Origin of the sequence: Herbaspirillum autotrophicum, assembly GCF_001189915.1 — a bacterium.
GTDB lineage: Bacteria > Pseudomonadota > Gammaproteobacteria > Burkholderiales > Burkholderiaceae_D > Herbaspirillum > Herbaspirillum autotrophicum.
Genome location: NZ_LFLS01000004.1, coordinates 128,080 through 143,659 on the forward strand (window position 1 = coordinate 128,080; position 15,580 = coordinate 143,659).

At 59.0% G+C, this 15,580-nt stretch carries 11 protein-coding genes; 2 read left to right on the forward strand and 9 right to left on the reverse strand.

Going from position 1 to position 15,580, the window contains the following annotated elements; all coding sequences use genetic code 11:
• Nucleotides 1-9 precede the first annotated feature (9 nt).
• On the reverse strand, nucleotides 10-2,553 hold the full coding sequence (locus tag AKL27_RS04480) for a hypothetical protein (RefSeq protein ID WP_050461586.1): 2,544 nt from the start codon (nucleotides 2,551-2,553) through the stop codon (nucleotides 10-12).
• Nucleotides 2,540-3,664, reverse strand: a complete 1,125-nt coding sequence (locus tag AKL27_RS04485; protein WP_232310899.1) for a DUF3142 domain-containing protein — start codon at nucleotides 3,662-3,664, stop codon at nucleotides 2,540-2,542. Before AKL27_RS04485 ends, AKL27_RS04480 begins: the two co-directional genes overlap by 14 nt.
• A 139-nt stretch (nucleotides 3,665-3,803) precedes the next feature.
• Here AKL27_RS04485 and AKL27_RS04490 point away from each other — a divergent pair, with 139 nt between their 5' ends.
• The gene (locus AKL27_RS04490) at nucleotides 3,804-4,109 is read left to right on the forward strand and encodes a DUF1120 domain-containing protein (RefSeq protein WP_050461587.1); all 306 of its coding nucleotides are present in this window, start codon (nucleotides 3,804-3,806) and stop codon (nucleotides 4,107-4,109) included.
• Between the two features lie 221 nt (nucleotides 4,110-4,330).
• Here the strand turns inward: AKL27_RS04490 and AKL27_RS04495 are convergent, their stop codons facing one another.
• The 6 genes from AKL27_RS04495 to AKL27_RS04520 form a co-directional block, all read right to left on the reverse strand.
• Complete coding sequence (locus AKL27_RS04495) at nucleotides 4,331-5,971, reverse strand: ShlB/FhaC/HecB family hemolysin secretion/activation protein (protein WP_050461588.1); 1,641 nt, start codon at nucleotides 5,969-5,971, stop codon at nucleotides 4,331-4,333.
• A 113-nt stretch (nucleotides 5,972-6,084) separates the two neighbouring features.
• Nucleotides 6,085-9,876, reverse strand: a complete 3,792-nt coding sequence (locus AKL27_RS04500) for a two-partner secretion domain-containing protein (protein WP_050461589.1) — start codon at nucleotides 9,874-9,876, stop codon at nucleotides 6,085-6,087.
• Nucleotides 9,877-10,068: 192 nt separating this feature from the next.
• On the reverse strand, nucleotides 10,069-10,299 hold the full coding sequence (locus tag AKL27_RS04505; protein ID WP_050461590.1) for a hypothetical protein: 231 nt from the start codon (nucleotides 10,297-10,299) through the stop codon (nucleotides 10,069-10,071).
• Nucleotides 10,286-10,936: an HAD family hydrolase gene (locus tag AKL27_RS04510; RefSeq protein ID WP_198155886.1), complete on the reverse strand. Its 651-nt coding sequence runs from the start codon at nucleotides 10,934-10,936 to the stop codon at nucleotides 10,286-10,288. Before AKL27_RS04510 ends, AKL27_RS04505 begins: the two co-directional genes overlap by 14 nt.
• 4 nt (nucleotides 10,937-10,940) lie before the next feature.
• A complete protein-coding gene (locus AKL27_RS04515; protein WP_050461591.1) occupies nucleotides 10,941-11,186 on the reverse strand; it encodes a hypothetical protein in 246 nt (81 codons plus the stop codon).
• 459 nt (nucleotides 11,187-11,645) lie between these two features.
• A complete protein-coding gene (locus AKL27_RS04520) occupies nucleotides 11,646-12,530 on the reverse strand; it encodes a LysR family transcriptional regulator (RefSeq protein ID WP_050461592.1) in 885 nt (294 codons plus the stop codon).
• Between the two features lie 156 nt (nucleotides 12,531-12,686).
• On the opposite strand from AKL27_RS04520, the gene AKL27_RS04525 reads away from it, so the two are divergent.
• Nucleotides 12,687-14,243, forward strand: a complete 1,557-nt coding sequence (locus AKL27_RS04525; protein ID WP_050461593.1) for an MFS transporter — start codon at nucleotides 12,687-12,689, stop codon at nucleotides 14,241-14,243.
• A gap of 84 nt (nucleotides 14,244-14,327) precedes the next feature.
• On the opposite strand, the gene fabV is transcribed toward AKL27_RS04525, so the two are convergent.
• Nucleotides 14,328-15,518: an enoyl-ACP reductase FabV gene (gene fabV, locus AKL27_RS04530; protein ID WP_050461724.1), complete on the reverse strand. Its 1,191-nt coding sequence runs from the start codon at nucleotides 15,516-15,518 to the stop codon at nucleotides 14,328-14,330.
• Between the last annotated feature and the right edge of the window lie 62 nt (nucleotides 15,519-15,580).

The following is a 15,580-nucleotide window of genomic DNA, read 5'->3' on the forward strand; positions in this document are numbered from 1 at the left end:
CGGCGTGCGTTATGGCGCCGGTGTGCGCCGGCGCCGCCAGCGCCAGATACCAACGCCGGCCAGTGCCAATGCCAGCAACGCGGCTGCACTGACCGCATGGCGATGGACGCTGAGCCAGCGCCGCGTCTGCTTCCATGCCTGCACATACGGGAACCGCGCGGCAGCGCTGAAATCCGGATCGGCGCATTGCTGACCGAAATTGGCCGTGAACGGTACTGCCGCGCCCTGCTTCACATAACGACGATAAAGTGCGCTCATGGCGTCGGCGTCATACATCAGATAACCGGCGCCTTTGCACAATACTGCGGCAAAGGCTTGCGAACGGGGCGGCAACTGATCGGCGGCGGCCATGAAATGATCGAATGCGATGTCGCGGTAATGAAAGCGCCGGTTCGGCCGCGCTTCGCTGGCGGCATAACGTACGCGTTCATCGGCAGTCACCAGTGCTCCCGGCAACTCGGCCAGTGCGCGTGCCTGTGGGGTATCGGCCGGCTTGACGGGCGCAGCATTGGCATCCGTATCGGCCGCCGACAAGCGCTGGCTGCTGCGCCCGCTGCCATAACCGAGCATGCCGCCGTATTCAAAGAAGTCCGGCCCTTGCTGATAGCCCATGATTTCCATGCCATGCTCACGCGCCAGCACCGCCGCCTGATACATCGCTTGCGCGCGCGTGGCAGCACGCCAGGCATGCTGCCCGTCATGCAGCGCATCGCCGTAGTCTTTGGCCAATTGCCGCAAACGCCATGTCATCCAGGCAGTCTTGCCGCTGATATCGGTGATTTCCGCGTAGCGCAAGTCCTTGTCGTCAGGGAAGTAGGCGAGTGCATTTTTGATCCGCCCCTCCCGCACCAGACGGCGCGCCAGTAACTGGCGCAGCCGGTCGCCGGGTTCTGCCGCATACTTTTGCCGCCATGCCTCAGCAGTCTGTTGATCGACATCCGGAAATCCGGCCGGCAACGGCGGTGTCGCGCTGGCCGGTACGTGGCTGTCGATATAGGTTTTCAGTTCGTCGGTGGTCAGCACGCGTTCGGCGATGTAATACATGTCTCCCGAATAATCGCCATAGATATCGGATGCACCCTGCTGGTCGCGGCTGGCAGCGTTGGCTTTGTAAAGCTGATCGAAGGCATCGACGTACTGACCGCGCGACAGCATCAGCACGCCCTGCTCGGCCTTGAGCAAGGTCATGCCGGCCGGCTCCAGACTGGCATCGGTTTGCGGAAAGGCTTTGGATGCCGTGGCGTAGGCTTGCGCAGCGGCATTGACATCGCCCTTGCGCAACGCCAGCTTGGCGCGCACCCAATACGATAAGGCACTGTTCTGCTTATCGATCAGCGTCTGCGCCAGATCGTAACGACCGATGCGATAGGCCAGCGCCGCCACCCGGTCGCTGCCGCTGACATTGTTGAGGCCGCGCACCTGCAATGCCGTCACCAGCGTTTGCAACATCGGATTGATCTTGATGTTGCTGCCGCCACGCGCGGCGTCGGCATAACCTTTGGCGCCGTAATCGACGCTGGAATAATAATCTGCGGCAGTCGACGGATCATCATTGACGATATCGCCGACACGCGCCAGACCGTAGGCCACCAACAGTTGCTGCGCCACCGGATCATCGATCAGCCGCGCGGCGCGGGCCGGATTGCTTAAGGCCCACTCCGCCATCACGCGCAGCGATTGCATGCCGCTGTTGGAATGGTAGGCCGCCTGTTGCGCGTACAAATGAATGGCTTGCTTGAGATCGGCGCTGGCAATGCCATCGGCGCAGGTACTGGCAACAGTAGTTGCAGCAGCGGAGGTGTCAGGCGTGGTGAAATCGGCATACGCGCACAACTTGTCGCCGCTGACAAAATACAGTCGCGCCTGTTCACCGAGCGACGCCACCGCCAGACCGGCCGGATCGGATGCGCCGGCTGCCGCCCGCGTCCGTGCCAGTTGATAAAAACGTTCGGCCTTGGCACGTTCTGCCAGCGGCTGCATGCCGGCTGCCGACATCGCTTGCGCATGTACCTGCCCCAACATATAAGCCGCCCATACCGCACGCGCATTCCCCTCCTGTGGGGGCAAATCCAGCACTGCCTGGAAACGCTGCTGGGCGCGTTGTTCCTGCGCAATCTTGGCCGCAATTCTGGGATCGGCATCGGCAGTCCCGGCGCGCGAAGCAAGGTAATCGACAGCGCCCGCCGTATACAAGCGCACCGCCGCTGGCACCTCCGCGCCCAGCGCCCAGGCAGCATCGCCATCAGTGAGCGCACGCATGGTCTTGAGTTGCGCGGCCTGCGCCGCGGTCAATCCGGATTTTTCCGGAGCTTCAAGTCCGCCCGGCACTTCCGGATTTTCATAGAGGCCGGTTTCATTGGCGGTCAGCCCCTTGGGCACGCTGACCAGATTCGCCACTTCGAATGCAAAGGAATTATTCGGCGTGCTGTTAAGCGTGCCGGCGCGGTCATCCAGCAGTTGCATCGGAAAATCCGGGCCACACGCCATGACGGTGACGGCACCGACGGCAATCGACAGCGGGATTGCCGCTTTCAGATAGTTAATGTTCCACATGGAGAGCAGGAGCGGTTGAGTTATCAGGACAGCGTATCCAGCCGATAGTACGCTGACGTCCGGTGCGCAGCAAACCATCCTGCGCGCGTTTGAAATAGTTGCCGTTGGCGTCGCTGGCCAGGACATAGCCGTTGATGCCATCGGCCAGCGGGCACGCCTGATCCAGCCGCACTGCCAGCGGCAATGTGGCATCGGCGTTGCCGTTGTTGCTCAGTATGATGTCATGCAGCCCCGCAGCAGCGGCGCGCGCCTGTACCTGCAAATCCGGCCGCAGCGCCTGACGCGTCAGCACTGCACGCCAGGTGGATGCACTCCAGGCCCGCACATCATCCTCGGTCGGCAAGCGGAACCACACGATACCAGCGAGGCCGGCCGGGGCGTCGCGTTCCAGTTGCGCCGCGAAGTCGGCCATCACTTGCGGCTGCGCCATCAATTCCTGCGCCATATCCGATGTCGCCAGCGTCGCCTGCTCGCTTTCAATCGCCGTGACCATGCCGCGTGCATTCCAGGTCACGCGGGTGCTGTAGGTTGGCAAGGCCACGCGCCATGGATGGCGGGTACGTTGCGCAAATTCCTGCACCCAGCCGCTGGCGCGTTTGGGATCAAACAAACCCTGACGCGGATTCATCACGGCATGCACTTGCAACACCGCTTCATCAGCCGCCGCCAATAGCGCATCCAATGCCAGGCTCGTCAGCCAGGTCGGCAATGCCGTGATGGAGAGCACTTCCTTGCTCTCCATCTGCTGTCGCAGGGCATGCAGAAATGCGGCATATGCAGGCAAGCGCGCCGTCGCACAATCATGATCGATCTCGATGCCGGCCAGCGTCACCCCCGCTGCCTGCCACTGCGCACGCAGACGAACAATCTGTTGCAGCACTTGCGTTTGGGGGAAGTCCTTGAGTTGACCATTGATGCGCACCACCAGCACCATGGGCCGGACGGCGGTTTGTAATGCCGGCCAGTCCGGCGCCGCCATGTTCCAGCGTCCGCCGGCATCCAGTTCCGCCGCCAATACCCGCCATTGCGTGACGAAGCTGCTGCTGTCGTGCATGGCACGGGTGACTGCCGGCGTCCACTGGCGCTGCCAGATGTAAGCGTCTTGCGACAAGAACTGCGGCTGCCGCTGGCAGGCGGACAATGCCAGCGCGACAAGCACCAGCAGGAAAAAACTGATTGCTGCACGCCATCGACATGGTCGATAAAAACCGCGTGGAGGATCAGCACGGCAACAGGTCTGGCAAACGAACATGGCACAAATCGGAAATGACAGGGTGGAACGAAAGCGCCTCACTATACCGCATACGACGATGGTATCAAGCTGGCAACAGGCTCACCGTTGTGCACAGGATTTTCATGAAAAGCATATTTTCCAAGAGAAATGGATTTTTGATAACGCAATCGACTACGGCACCATCAAGGCAGCCGATTTGCCCAAGAATCAATTTTTCAAATGGGCTGACAAGCCGGTAGAGATGAAAGTCACCTGCGATAGCAAAACCAAAGTCGCATTCAAGGCTGTCGACTACGGCGGATGGTCTGCCGACAGCAGGTGAAACCTTCATTTACAAATTCAATCTGACGGCGTTCTTGAACAAGCCGGAAAATCCGGACCTGACGAACGACGTCCCGCAGGACGGCTCGGCGACGATTGAAGTTTCCTATCTGCAATCAGTTTCATGCCAGTCCGACAGCCCGACCTCGCGCAGTATGGGCGAGGCGGGCTGTCCGGCGTTTTGCAGCATGACATTTCAGCCACTGCGCCGTCGCGCCAGGCTTAAAACCCCAGGCTGGCCTGTACCCAGATGGTCGGCGTGCGTGTCGCCGAATCGGGAATCGAGGTCGGACGTTCGCTGCTGGTGCGCCAGGCCATCGACGCCCGCACGCGCACTGCAGATACATTCACGTTGAGGCCGATCCCGGCGCCGGACAAGGTGCGGTTATTATCGGCAGCAGCACCAAATGGGGTACGGTTGATGCGGACTGCACCGGTATCGTAGAACAGCGTGGCTTGCAGCATGTCGCTGAAGTTGTGACGCCATTCGATACTGGCCAGATAGCCTTCGTCGCCGATGCCCTCGCCTTGCGGATAAGCCCGCACGCCGCTCGATCCGCCCAGCGAAAATTTTTCCGAAGAGTCGAGATTGCTGTTGGCTTGCTGGCCAGACAGCGACAAGGCCAGGTAATTGCTATCGGTCAGCCGCTGCAAACGATGCAGACTGTAGCCGAACTTGACGTAATTGCCGTTGCTCCTGGCCGACGCCGCATCGATCAGCAATGCCGACGGCGACTGGATATCAAGTTCACCCAATGTGACGGTGAGACTGAAACTGTTGACGCCGCCGCCCGCCAATCCATCCTGACGGCTGCCGTTGATGCCGAACGCGATCAGTTTGACGCGCTTGTCGGTGCGCGTGGAGGTGGCATCGACACTATCGCTGAGAGTCTTCTGTTCCAGACTCACGGTGCCGTTCAGATTCGTCAACTGGCTGCGGATGAATGGATAGGAGGCAAACAGGCTGGCACTGGTAGCGCGGCCGTGCGCATCAAGACGTTCAAACTCCTGCCCCAACTGGTAATGCGTCAGCGAATAAGCCGCACCGACACGCACCCCCTGACTGCCGAGCGGCAACTGATAAGCGGCGCGACCGTAATTCAAACCGCTGCCGCTGGTCAGTACATTGAGTGACAGCACATCACCGATTTTCAGCGGACTGTTGATATTGAGCGAACCACCGAGACGATATTCGCCAACATAGCGATTGCCGAAATTGTCGAGATCGACGCTGCCGCTATACGCGGCGCCGGGCGTCAGTTCCACAATCAGGTCCGAGGTACCGACGCTGGCCCCCGGTTGCAAGGTGGCGCGCGCGGCACCCACACCCGGCGTGTCGTTGAGCAGCAGCAAACCGCGATCGACGTCGTCGGCACGAATCACTTCACCGCTGCGGGCAGCATCCAGATAAGCACCGGCCCGGGCATCCGACAAGCGCGACTGGTTGTTGATCTGATGCGCGCTGATGCGGCCTTCGACCACCGCAATGCTCACTTCGCCATCCTTGATTTCCTGCGCCGGCAGATACGCCCGTGTCACCGGGTAGCCATGCTCACGGTAATACGCCGTGATGCGCGCAACTGCCGCATTGAGATTGCGCAAGGTCTGCTTGCTGCCTTCGAGGTCGGCCACCAATGCATGCAAGACAGTAGTGGGCACCGACACATTGCCGCTGATGCGGATGTGGCTGACATCAAAACTGAGATCGCTGGCCAATGCAGGCGAGGCACGCTCCTCGGTCGGCAACAACGGCGCGCCCTTGGGTGGCATCGGATCGGGTTGCTGCTGCAATTCACGCAGCAATTGACCGGCATTGGGCGCATTCGGCACGATTTGCGCGGCAGCGCCGGCACTGTAGAGCATGGCAAGCAGCAGCGCAACGGCTGTCAGGCGAGGAGGAGTTTGGGGCACAGCGTCAGTCCGGTTGAATGTAAAAGCAAGAAATCTGCTATCGAGAGGTACCTGCATACCGTGCCTCACTGGATCAGACGCAAGCGCGGTGTCAGTTGTATGGCGCCATCACTGGCAATATCGCCGGCAACCTGTGGCAGCGCTGATGGCTGGCGTTCCTTTTCGCTATGCCAGGCGCGCTGCATGTCGAACGCACGCCGTGATGACGCCAAAGCCTGCTGCGCCCCGTCGTAGTACGCTGCCATGGCAGAACCGCCCAAGGCGGCAAAGGTCTGGTTGAGTGCCTTGATCACCAGCATCCCATCAACGAACACCAGCCGGTAATTCCTGACGAGATTCAAACCACCCGGCGTGATCCGGTAATTACCCGGGCCAATGGCACCTGATGCCGTACCACCGTAAATCAGCGTGCCTTGCAAATCGGCCTGAGTATCGCCCGCCACGAAGCCAGAAATCGTGACGCCGCCATTACCAGTCCAGGCTTGTCCGTCATAAAATCTGGTCACCGAATTAGCGACGACAGTCAATGCAGCAGGTGTGATATCAGCCGTGGCGGCAGCACTGGTGGATGCCAGTACGTAATTGTCGCGGTCCGCTCCGGACAGCGCGATATTGCTGACGTTGATGGTTTTTCCGGTCCCGGCATTCTTGTCGGCGTAGCTGGCGGTGCCGGTTACATTCAGGACATCGCTACCAATAACGCCATTGGCGGTATAAGTAACGCCAGCGTTGATCAAGCCGTCATACACCTTGTTGATACCACTGGCGGTGACCACAAGACTGGCCGGCGTGATCGTGCTGGTCGTATTGTCGGCATAGATCACGTTATAGTTATTGCCGCCGTTGCCATCGTTGACCGTGACGCCGCTGACACGCACTGTCTTGTTGCCATTACCGGCATTTTTATCAGCGAAGACAAACGCCCCGCCGGCCAGGTTGTCGCCGCCGTATAGCTGCGCCCCCCCAGCAGCAATGGCGGTACCGGCTGCCGCCGTGGTGCCGTCATACACCTTGCTGGTCTGCTGCGCGGTCACCGTCAGATTGGCCTTGCCGATGGTAAAGCTGTTACCGGCATAGCTGATGTCGTAACCATCCTGACCTGAATACAGCCCGGAGAAATTCAGCGTGCCATTGGCTGTACTGTAGCTGCCGGCATTTTTACTGCTGGCAGCTACCGCCAATGTGCCGTTCAATACCGCACCGGGTACGCTGATGCCGTAACCGGAAGTCACGCCGGTACCGCCATCGTATGTTTTACCGGTATCGTTGAGAGTGACGCTGACGGCTTTCAGGAAAGTGCGCAGCAAGGGGCCGGTCTGTCCGTCGTAGATGCGCCAGACAGTCGCGTCACCAGCCGATCCCGACATACTCCAACCGGGACCGGCAAAGGTCGACGCGCTGCGAAATTCGACATCGCTCAATCCGCGCACGCCGGTGGTGGTACCAAAAACAATGCCAATTCCGGGACTGTTATTGCCAAGCAGCCAGAAAGAATCCTTGATCGTGCCACCAGCTTGCCCCGCCAGCAATCCGACCTGACTGTTTCCGCTGACATTTCCCGTAGCGTACGTATTCGATATGACCCCCGACAGGTTGGAACCTATCAGGCCACCGACAGACGTCGTGCCGCTCACATTACCCGAGCTATAACTATTACTGATGCCGCCGTAGGAGAACCCCACCAGTCCTCCGGAATTCGCACCGGCTGTGACGTTACCGGTGGCATACGAACCGCTGATGATGGCGTTGGTCGCATTGTTGCCCACCAGCCCACCGGTACCTGAACCGCTGCTTGCACCATTGACACTACCGGTAGCATAAGAGGCTGTGATAGTCGCGTAATTGATACCCACAAGTCCACCTGCATTCCCGCGCGCATTGACTGTTCCGGTTGCATAGGAATGATCAATGACACCACCGTTGGCGCCGACCAGTCCGCCAACTTGCAGGGCGCTGCCGGTGACCGTCGCGCGCGAATGAGAATTGACGATATTGCCTGTTGCGTTTTGACCGATCATTCCACCTACGGCATTGCCGCTGGCACCCGTTACGCTGCCGGTAACGTAGACATTGCTGATCGCGGCCCCGGAATTCAGTCCGATCAAGGCCCCTACCATTGACGCTCCCGTAATATCCACATTCACCAACCCAAGATTGCGAATGGCCCCCCTCGAACTTACGGCGATCAGGCCAACGCTGGCCGTTCCGGGTTGATTGATGCGCAGATTCCGTATTTCGTGGCCCAAACCATCGATCACGCCAAAGAATTGCGACACCGGTGCAAAGCCGGCACCACCACTCCATGTCGCCGCCGCAGCAGCATCAATGTCCGCGCCCAGTACATAGTTGCCGCTTTGGTTACCATTGATGCCTTGCAAGTCAGTGCCAGTCATACTGCCCTCGCTGCCAAGCGCAGTAATGACCTTGTATTGGGTCACTGCACCATCACTGCCCAGCCGGGTGCTGAAGTTGTCACCGGCACGCAGGTTGACCGCAGCATTGACGTTGTACGTCGCGTTGTTGCCGGCACTCACTGCGCCTTGCCCGTATTCCAGCGCCAGCTTGCCATTGGCATTGCCGGCCGTGATGCTGCGGTTGATGCTGATATTGCGCTGCGCTGTCAGCGTCAGTCTGGTCGCCGCGTTCCAGCTCACGGCATCATTGATGTTGATGTCGCCATTACCGCTGGCGGCACCCGCCGTGCTTTGCAGTTGTACATTACCGTTATCGAGATTGCTGCTCAGCGTCGCACCACTGATGTCGCCACCACTGGCTGCGACCGTAAAATCATTGGGGTCGATCAGCCAGGTCCCATGCGCGCCTTGTGCCGATCTGGTCGTGACCTTGGTGCCGTCGGCGACCTTGACATGGGCCGCGCTGGTTTCAATGAAACCGCCATCGCCGCTCAGCGGTGCACTGGCGTCAAGCGTACCGCTCAGGTTGACGGTGCCGCTGTTCATGTCCGCCATCAGCATGATGCGGCCATTCTTGTTCTGTACCGTACGCGCTTCGACAATGCCGGTATTGTTGATCACTGCCGTGCTGAGCTGATCCAGCGCCCGGGCGGCCATCAGTACCTGACCGCCGTCGGCCTGGATCAGTTGTTTGTTTTCGACAAGGGCATGCAATGCGCCCTGATCGATGCTGTAGCCGAGCAGGCTGCCCTGATTGAAGTTCAGCGTGACCTTGTTGCCGGCGGCCAGCAAGCTCGTGCCCGATCTGGAACTGATCGTGCCTTCATTGCGTACCGTGCCGCTGATCAGGGCTACATACCCGCCATCGGCTGCTGTGATCTGGCCCTGATTGACGACGTTGCCGTTCCTGGCCGGATCACTGCTGAAACTGCTGCTGCCCTGCATGAAATCGGCAGCCGTCATGCCCAGCGTCGATGCCACGATGCCGCCGACATTGACTTGTGCACCGGCACCAAACAACACGCCATTCGGATTGAGAATGTAGACCTGACCATTGGCTGTCAGGCTGCCCAGCAAGGTGCTGGGGCTGGAGCCGGTGATGCGGTTGAGTGCTATCGCTTGGGCATTCGGCTGCACGAAATTGAGTTTCTCGCCTGCCACAGTCGACAGGCTGGTCCAGTCGATTGCCAGTCGCTGGCTGGCCTGATTGATCGTGGTCGTGGCCCCCGCTGTACTCACCGTGCCGGTACCGCCCACCACCGTTGCATTCGCGGCATCGGCTGCATATGCCAGGCCTGCCGGCAATATACTGCCGGCCAACGCAGTTGCTGCCACCAGCAGCTTGCATGCGGCAGCAGCAGTTCCATGCGCACGCGCATTTTCGGCCACGGCTACCCAGGCCTGATTGACCTGACTCCAGACCAGACGATATATGTGGTTCATCCCGTTTTTCCGTTTTGTTGGCCGACTGATTTGCGCCACATTATCAGGGTGAAAAACGGGAGGACTTGACCGCCTGTCTCACTTGCAGAAAACGAAGTGCGGAAACACCCGCAGATATTGGCAATTTGCCATCAGAAAACATAAGAGCAAACCCGAACGGGTCGCCAGCAGAAACCGCCGCCTTGTGCTGCGCTAATTGCGCTGCGCCAGTACCTGCTGCAACCACGCAATCCGGGCCGCCGCCGCAACCAGTGCCTGGGCCTGGTCGGGAAAAACCGTTTTCGAATAATCGGCAACCAGCGTCCACTTGCCTTCATCTTCCGGGTCTTTACGAAATACCTTGAAACACACCGCGCCATGTTCATCATCGATGAAATCGACGCAATGCATGCCGCTGTCGTCTTCGATGCTATGAATCGGCATGGGAATTTACCGGCAACCCGAGCTTTCGCAAATCGGTTCGCAATTGCTGCGCGCCGGAGAAATGAATGCCGTGCAATCCGGCTGCCTGTGCCGCGTCGATATTGCGCTGCAGGTCATCAATGAAAACGGCACGCTGCGGATCAATCTGGTAACGCGCATTCATCAGTGCAAAAATCGCCGGATCAGGTTTCTTCAACCCTTCGGTACCGGACACCAGCACTCCTTCGAACCACTGCAAAAACGGGAACCGTTCGACCGCAACCGGGAAGGTTTCATGCGACCAGTTGGTGAGCGCCAGAATCCTGATGCCTTTGGCACGCAGCTCATCGAGCACGGCCACCGTCTGATCCAGCGCACCGGCAATCATTTCATGCCAGCGCTCGTGATAGGCGCGAATCATCGTTGCTTCGGAGGGATGACGCGCGATGGCTTCCTGCACGGCGTCTTCCCAGGAGCGGCCGGCATCTTGCTGTTCGTTCCACTCGGTATTGCAGACTTCGCGCAGGAAGCGCTCCATCGCATCGACATCGTCGCCGAACAATTTGCGATACAGATGCCGTGGATTCCAGTCGATCAACACCCCGCCCAGATCAAAGATGACGGTGTCGATTATCGGGTGCGCTTGTGCTGTCGTCATACCTTTACGCTGCCAGACCTTTACCGAGAATCTCGGCCGTCACTTCATTGATATTGCGCCCCTGGGCTTGCGCCAGTGCTTGCAATTGCTGCACCAGTTCGCTGTTGAGCTTGACCGCAAATGGCACCAGGCCAAGGGCCTGATCACGCTTGCGCTGTTCGCGGCGGTCAATCGCCACGGCATCGCCGGCACCGAAGGCCGAGGCCCCGGGCGCCGCCATTTTGCCCATCAGTTTCTTGGCGTCGCTCATAGGGCCTGTGAACAATTAATTGTGAGTGCGAACGCGGTCGCAGGCGTTACGTGCCTAGGCGCAGCGAGGCGTCGTAGCGGTGCTACGGCAACGAGTTGCAACAACGGCATGTGACGCCTGCGGCCCGTTCCCGAAGGGTTCGAACCAAAACGTGCGTTGCCAGCGTTGCCTGGCTTGCAGGTGGGCCCGCCACCTGCTGCGCCACGCGCCTTGTCAACACACGTTTTGGTTTGAACGCATCTCACAATAAATTGTTGACAGGCCCTAACCATTCCGGTTTTTTTTCATTGTGCAGGGCCTGTTTGGTTTGAATCAGGGCATTTTACGCAGTATTTACCTGCGCATGAGGCTGATAAGAGCGATTCCCCGGATTGTCTGCCGATTTTCGCCACGCCCCTGAAAAAACATTGTCGGCAAGAATCAATCCGGCCGGTCTTGCGGACGCTACATGGCACGGTCTCAGGAAATCTTGCGCGCCGTGCGTTTGACGACTGCCGGCGGTTTCGACAATTCCATGATCAACTGACCGAATTGCAGTGCTGCCGGGGTCTTGCCGGCATCGCCCCAGAACAGGGAAAAATTGGCCTTGGGCAGCGGCGGCAAACCGTAGCAACCGTCAACCACCCGCATGCCCGGCAACAGATCTTCCTGCGGCAAGACCGAGATCGCCAGCCCCGACAAGACGGCGGCGCAGATTCCCTGTTGGCTGGAAGAGGTAAATACGATGTGCCAGTCGAGACCGGTACCGTCGAGTGCACTGATGCCGACATTGCGATTGATGCACGGTGCCGGGAAAAACGCGAACGGCAGGAAAGCGCCGGGCGCCAGTTCAAATGCTTCCGATGCCACCCACACCAGTTGGGTCTGGCGCATGACCGTGCCCTCTTTGCTGTCGCCCGGCGTCATGATCACCGCCAGATCCAGTTCGCCGTCCTTGACCAGCGTGCGCAAATCCAGATGCATGTTGACCCGCACATCCAGTCTGATGCCCGGAAAGCTGTGCGCGAACTGGCACAGCAAGGTTGGCAAACGGTCGCCGACGAAATTTTCCGGCGCGCCGAAGCGTACCTCACCGCAAATCGGCGAAGGTTGAAAGCGTCGGCTCAAGGCATCCATCGATTCCAGAATCTGTTCCGCATAGCGCAGCAGATCTTCACCGTGTTCCGTCAGGATCAGGCTGCGCGTGGTCCGATGCAACAGCGGTTGACCGAGCTGTTCTTCCAGCCGCCGGATCTGGTGGCTGATGGCCGACTGCGTCAGGTGCAAACGCTCGGCAGCGCGCGTAAAGCTGCCGGTTTCCTTTACCGCGACAAACGTGCGCAGCAGGGTGGGATCGAAGTCCATGGGATGGGATAAATGACGGTTATTAATAAGTGCTGCGAAATTAAATCATTTGTTTCATGAGTGAGCTTACCCCAGAATCACTCTCTCCCGCGTGCCGCCGCGATTCGCTCTGCGGCATGCTGTCTGATTGCCAACACTCTGTCCCGGAAACTCTTGATGCCACCGTTTCACTTCAAAAAAAATAATCTGGCATTGGCTGCCGTCTGTCTGGCCGCCCTGATGTTCGGTCTGGAAATCTCCAGCGTCCCGGTCATCCTGCCGACGCTGGAAAAAATCCTGCATGGCAATCTGCAAGACATGCAATGGATCATGAACGCCTACACCATTGCCTGCACTACCGTGTTGATGGCGGCCGGCACCCTGGCCGACCAATATGGCCGCAAGCGCATCTTTCTGATCAGCCTGATCTGTTTCGGCCTGACCTCGCTGATCTGCGGCCTGGCATCCACGGTCTCGGTATTGATCGTCAGCCGCTTCCTGCAAGGCATGAGCGGCGGCGCCATGACGATCTGCCTGCTGGCCATCCTGTCACACCAGTTTCAGGATCAGCGCGAGCGCAGCCGCGCGTTCGGTGCGTTTGGCATCGTGTTCGGCGCCGGTCTCGGATTCGGGCCATTGATCGGCGGCGGGATTGTGGCACTGCTGAACTGGAAATGGATATTCCTGATCCATGTGCCGCTGACCGTGGTGACAATACTGCTGACGCTCAACGGCGTGCAGGAATCGCGCGATGCGCAGGTCAAGAAACTCGATGTGTGGGGCATGCTCAGCTTGTCGCTGGCGGTGTTCGGACTGACTTACTTCATCACCCAAGGGGCCGATCTCGGCTTTGGCAGCACCTCGGCGTTGCTGGCCATCGCTGTCGCCGTCACCGGATTTGCGCTGTTCATCGCGATCGAAAAAAACGGGTCGCATCCGATGTTCGATTTTTCCGTGTTCAAGATCCGTAATTTTTCCGGTGCCATCATCGGCTCCATCGGCATGAACTTCAGCTTCTGGCCGTTCATGATTTATCTGCCGTTGTATTACCAGAGCGGCCTGGGCTACAACGCCGTCGACACCGGCCTGGCGCTGCTGGCCTACACCTTGCCGACCCTGATCGTGCCGCCGTTCGCCGAGCGCCTGTCCTTGCGTTTTCAACCACGCATCGTGATTCCAGCCGGCCTGTTTACGATTGGGCTCGGCTTCTTGCTGATGCGGTATGGCAGCAACGCAGCCGAGGCCGGCTGGTTGTCATTGTTGCCGGGATCACTGATCGCCGGCATCGGACTGGGCCTGACGAATACGCCGGTCACCAACACCACCACCGGTTCGGTACCGGGCAATCGCGCCGGCATGGCATCCGGCATCGACATGAGTGCGCGGCTGATTACGCTGGCGATCAATATTGCACTGATGGGTTTTATCTTGCTGGAAAGCGTGCGTGCCTCGCTGCAAAACAGCAACCTCGGCGATCTGGGCGCGGCGCAATTGCGGCGCGCATCCGAGCTGATCATCGCCGGCAATTTCGCCGGACTGCAACAACAGTTGCCGGCATTCTTTCAGCGCGATGCTTCCGGCTTGCTGGCGCATGCGGCAGTGACCCATGGCTTCGGCATGGTCATGCTGTATGGCGGTATAGGCGTGTGGATCCTGGCGGCACTGAGCTTCACCATCTTCGGTTCTGACCGCCACCGGCGTGAAGCCGGAGCGTCACTCGAAAACAGTCTGTAAAATTACCGGCAATGGCGGCCAGACAAAGCGTTCGCGCATAAAAAATGGCCGGATAATTCCGGCCATTTTTGCGTGCATTGCGACTTACACCAGATTCGGAATCTGCACATCGGTGTTGACGTCGGCCTGATAATCCACGCCTTCGATCTCGAAACCGAACAGACGCAGGAAGTCTTTCTTGTAACCGGCAAAGTCAGTCAGTTCATTGATGTTGTCATTGGTGACCTGATCCCACAATTCCAGTACCCGCGCCTGCACCGCCGGCGCCAGTTCCTTGTAGTCGGCGCGCAGACGACCATCGGCATCGAGGAACGGGGTGTTGCCATACAGGCTGTCTTTATACAAACCATACACCTGCTCGATACAACCTTCGTGCGTGCCGCTTTCCTTCATGACGCGGAACAGCAGCGACAGGTACAGCGGCATCATCGGAATCGCCGAACTGGCTTGCGTCACTACCGCCTTCAATACCGACACCCGGGCGTCGCCGCCGGTCACGGCCAGCTTCTCGCGGATGCTCAGTACCTTGCGGTCCAGATCCTGTTTGGCGGCGCCAATCGAACCATTCCAGTAAATATCGTGGGTGATCTTTTCGCCGAGATAGGTAAATGCCGTGGTCTTGGCGCCGTCGGCCAATACGCCGGCTTCCTGCAACGCGTCCATCCACATTTGCCAGTCTTCGCCGCCCATCACTGCCACGGTATTGTCGATCTCTTCTTGCGTTGCTGCTTCCAGCACGGTTTCCTTGACCACTTCGTTATCGGTATCGATACCGCGCACGCTGACGCTCTTGCCAATCGGCTTCAGTACCGAGTTGAAAACTTCGCCCGACTTCGGATGCGTACGGCGCGGCGATGCCAGGCTGTACACCACCAGATCGACCTGACCCAGATCCTGTTTGATGGTGGCGATGGTCTGTTGCTTGATGTCGTCGGAAAATGCATCGCCGTTGATCCCCTTGGCGTACAAACCTTCCTCAGCAGCAATTTTTTGAAATGCTGCCGTGTTGTACCAGCCGGCAGTGCCGGGCTTGGTGGCGCTGCCGGCGCGTTCGAAGAAGACGCCCAGTGTGCCGGCGCCGCTGCCGAATGCCGCACTGATGCGCGCTGCCAGACCATAGCCGGTCGAAGCGCCGATCACCAGCACGCGCTTGGGACCATCGGCAATCGGGCCTTGTGCCTTGACGTACGCAATCTGCTGCTTGACGTTGGCTTCGCAGCCGACAGGATGGCTGGTGATACAAATAAAGCCACGTACGCGCGGGGAGATGATCATGGAAGTCCTCTTGAATGAATGACGGATGGTGCCAGTGAAAAATGCCATGCATTGTAGCGGAA

Excerpts from the sequence above, each read along its gene's own strand:
- AKL27_RS04480 (WP_050461586.1), bottom strand. The coding sequence starts at position 2,553 with ATGTGGAACATTAACTATCTGAAAGCGGCAATCCCGCTGTCGATTGCC.
- AKL27_RS04490 (WP_050461587.1), top strand. The coding sequence starts at position 3,804 with ATGGCACAAATCGGAAATGACAGGGTGGAACGAAAGCGCCTCACTATA.
- AKL27_RS04495 (WP_050461588.1), bottom strand. The coding sequence starts at position 5,971 with ATGCTCTACAGTGCCGGCGCTGCCGCGCAAATCGTGCCGAATGCGCCC.
- AKL27_RS04500 (WP_050461589.1), bottom strand. The coding sequence starts at position 9,876 with ATGAACCACATATATCGTCTGGTCTGGAGTCAGGTCAATCAGGCCTGG.
- AKL27_RS04505 (WP_050461590.1), bottom strand. The coding sequence starts at position 10,299 with ATGCCGATTCATAGCATCGAAGACGACAGCGGCATGCATTGCGTCGAT.
- AKL27_RS04510 (WP_198155886.1), bottom strand. The coding sequence starts at position 10,936 with ATGACGACAGCACAAGCGCACCCGATAATCGACACCGTCATCTTTGAT.
- AKL27_RS04515 (WP_050461591.1), bottom strand. The coding sequence starts at position 11,186 with ATGAGCGACGCCAAGAAACTGATGGGCAAAATGGCGGCGCCCGGGGCC.
- AKL27_RS04520 (WP_050461592.1), bottom strand. The coding sequence starts at position 12,530 with ATGGACTTCGATCCCACCCTGCTGCGCACGTTTGTCGCGGTAAAGGAA.
- AKL27_RS04525 (WP_050461593.1), top strand. The coding sequence starts at position 12,687 with ATGCCACCGTTTCACTTCAAAAAAAATAATCTGGCATTGGCTGCCGTC.
- fabV (WP_050461724.1), bottom strand. The coding sequence starts at position 15,518 with ATGATCATCTCCCCGCGCGTACGTGGCTTTATTTGTATCACCAGCCAT.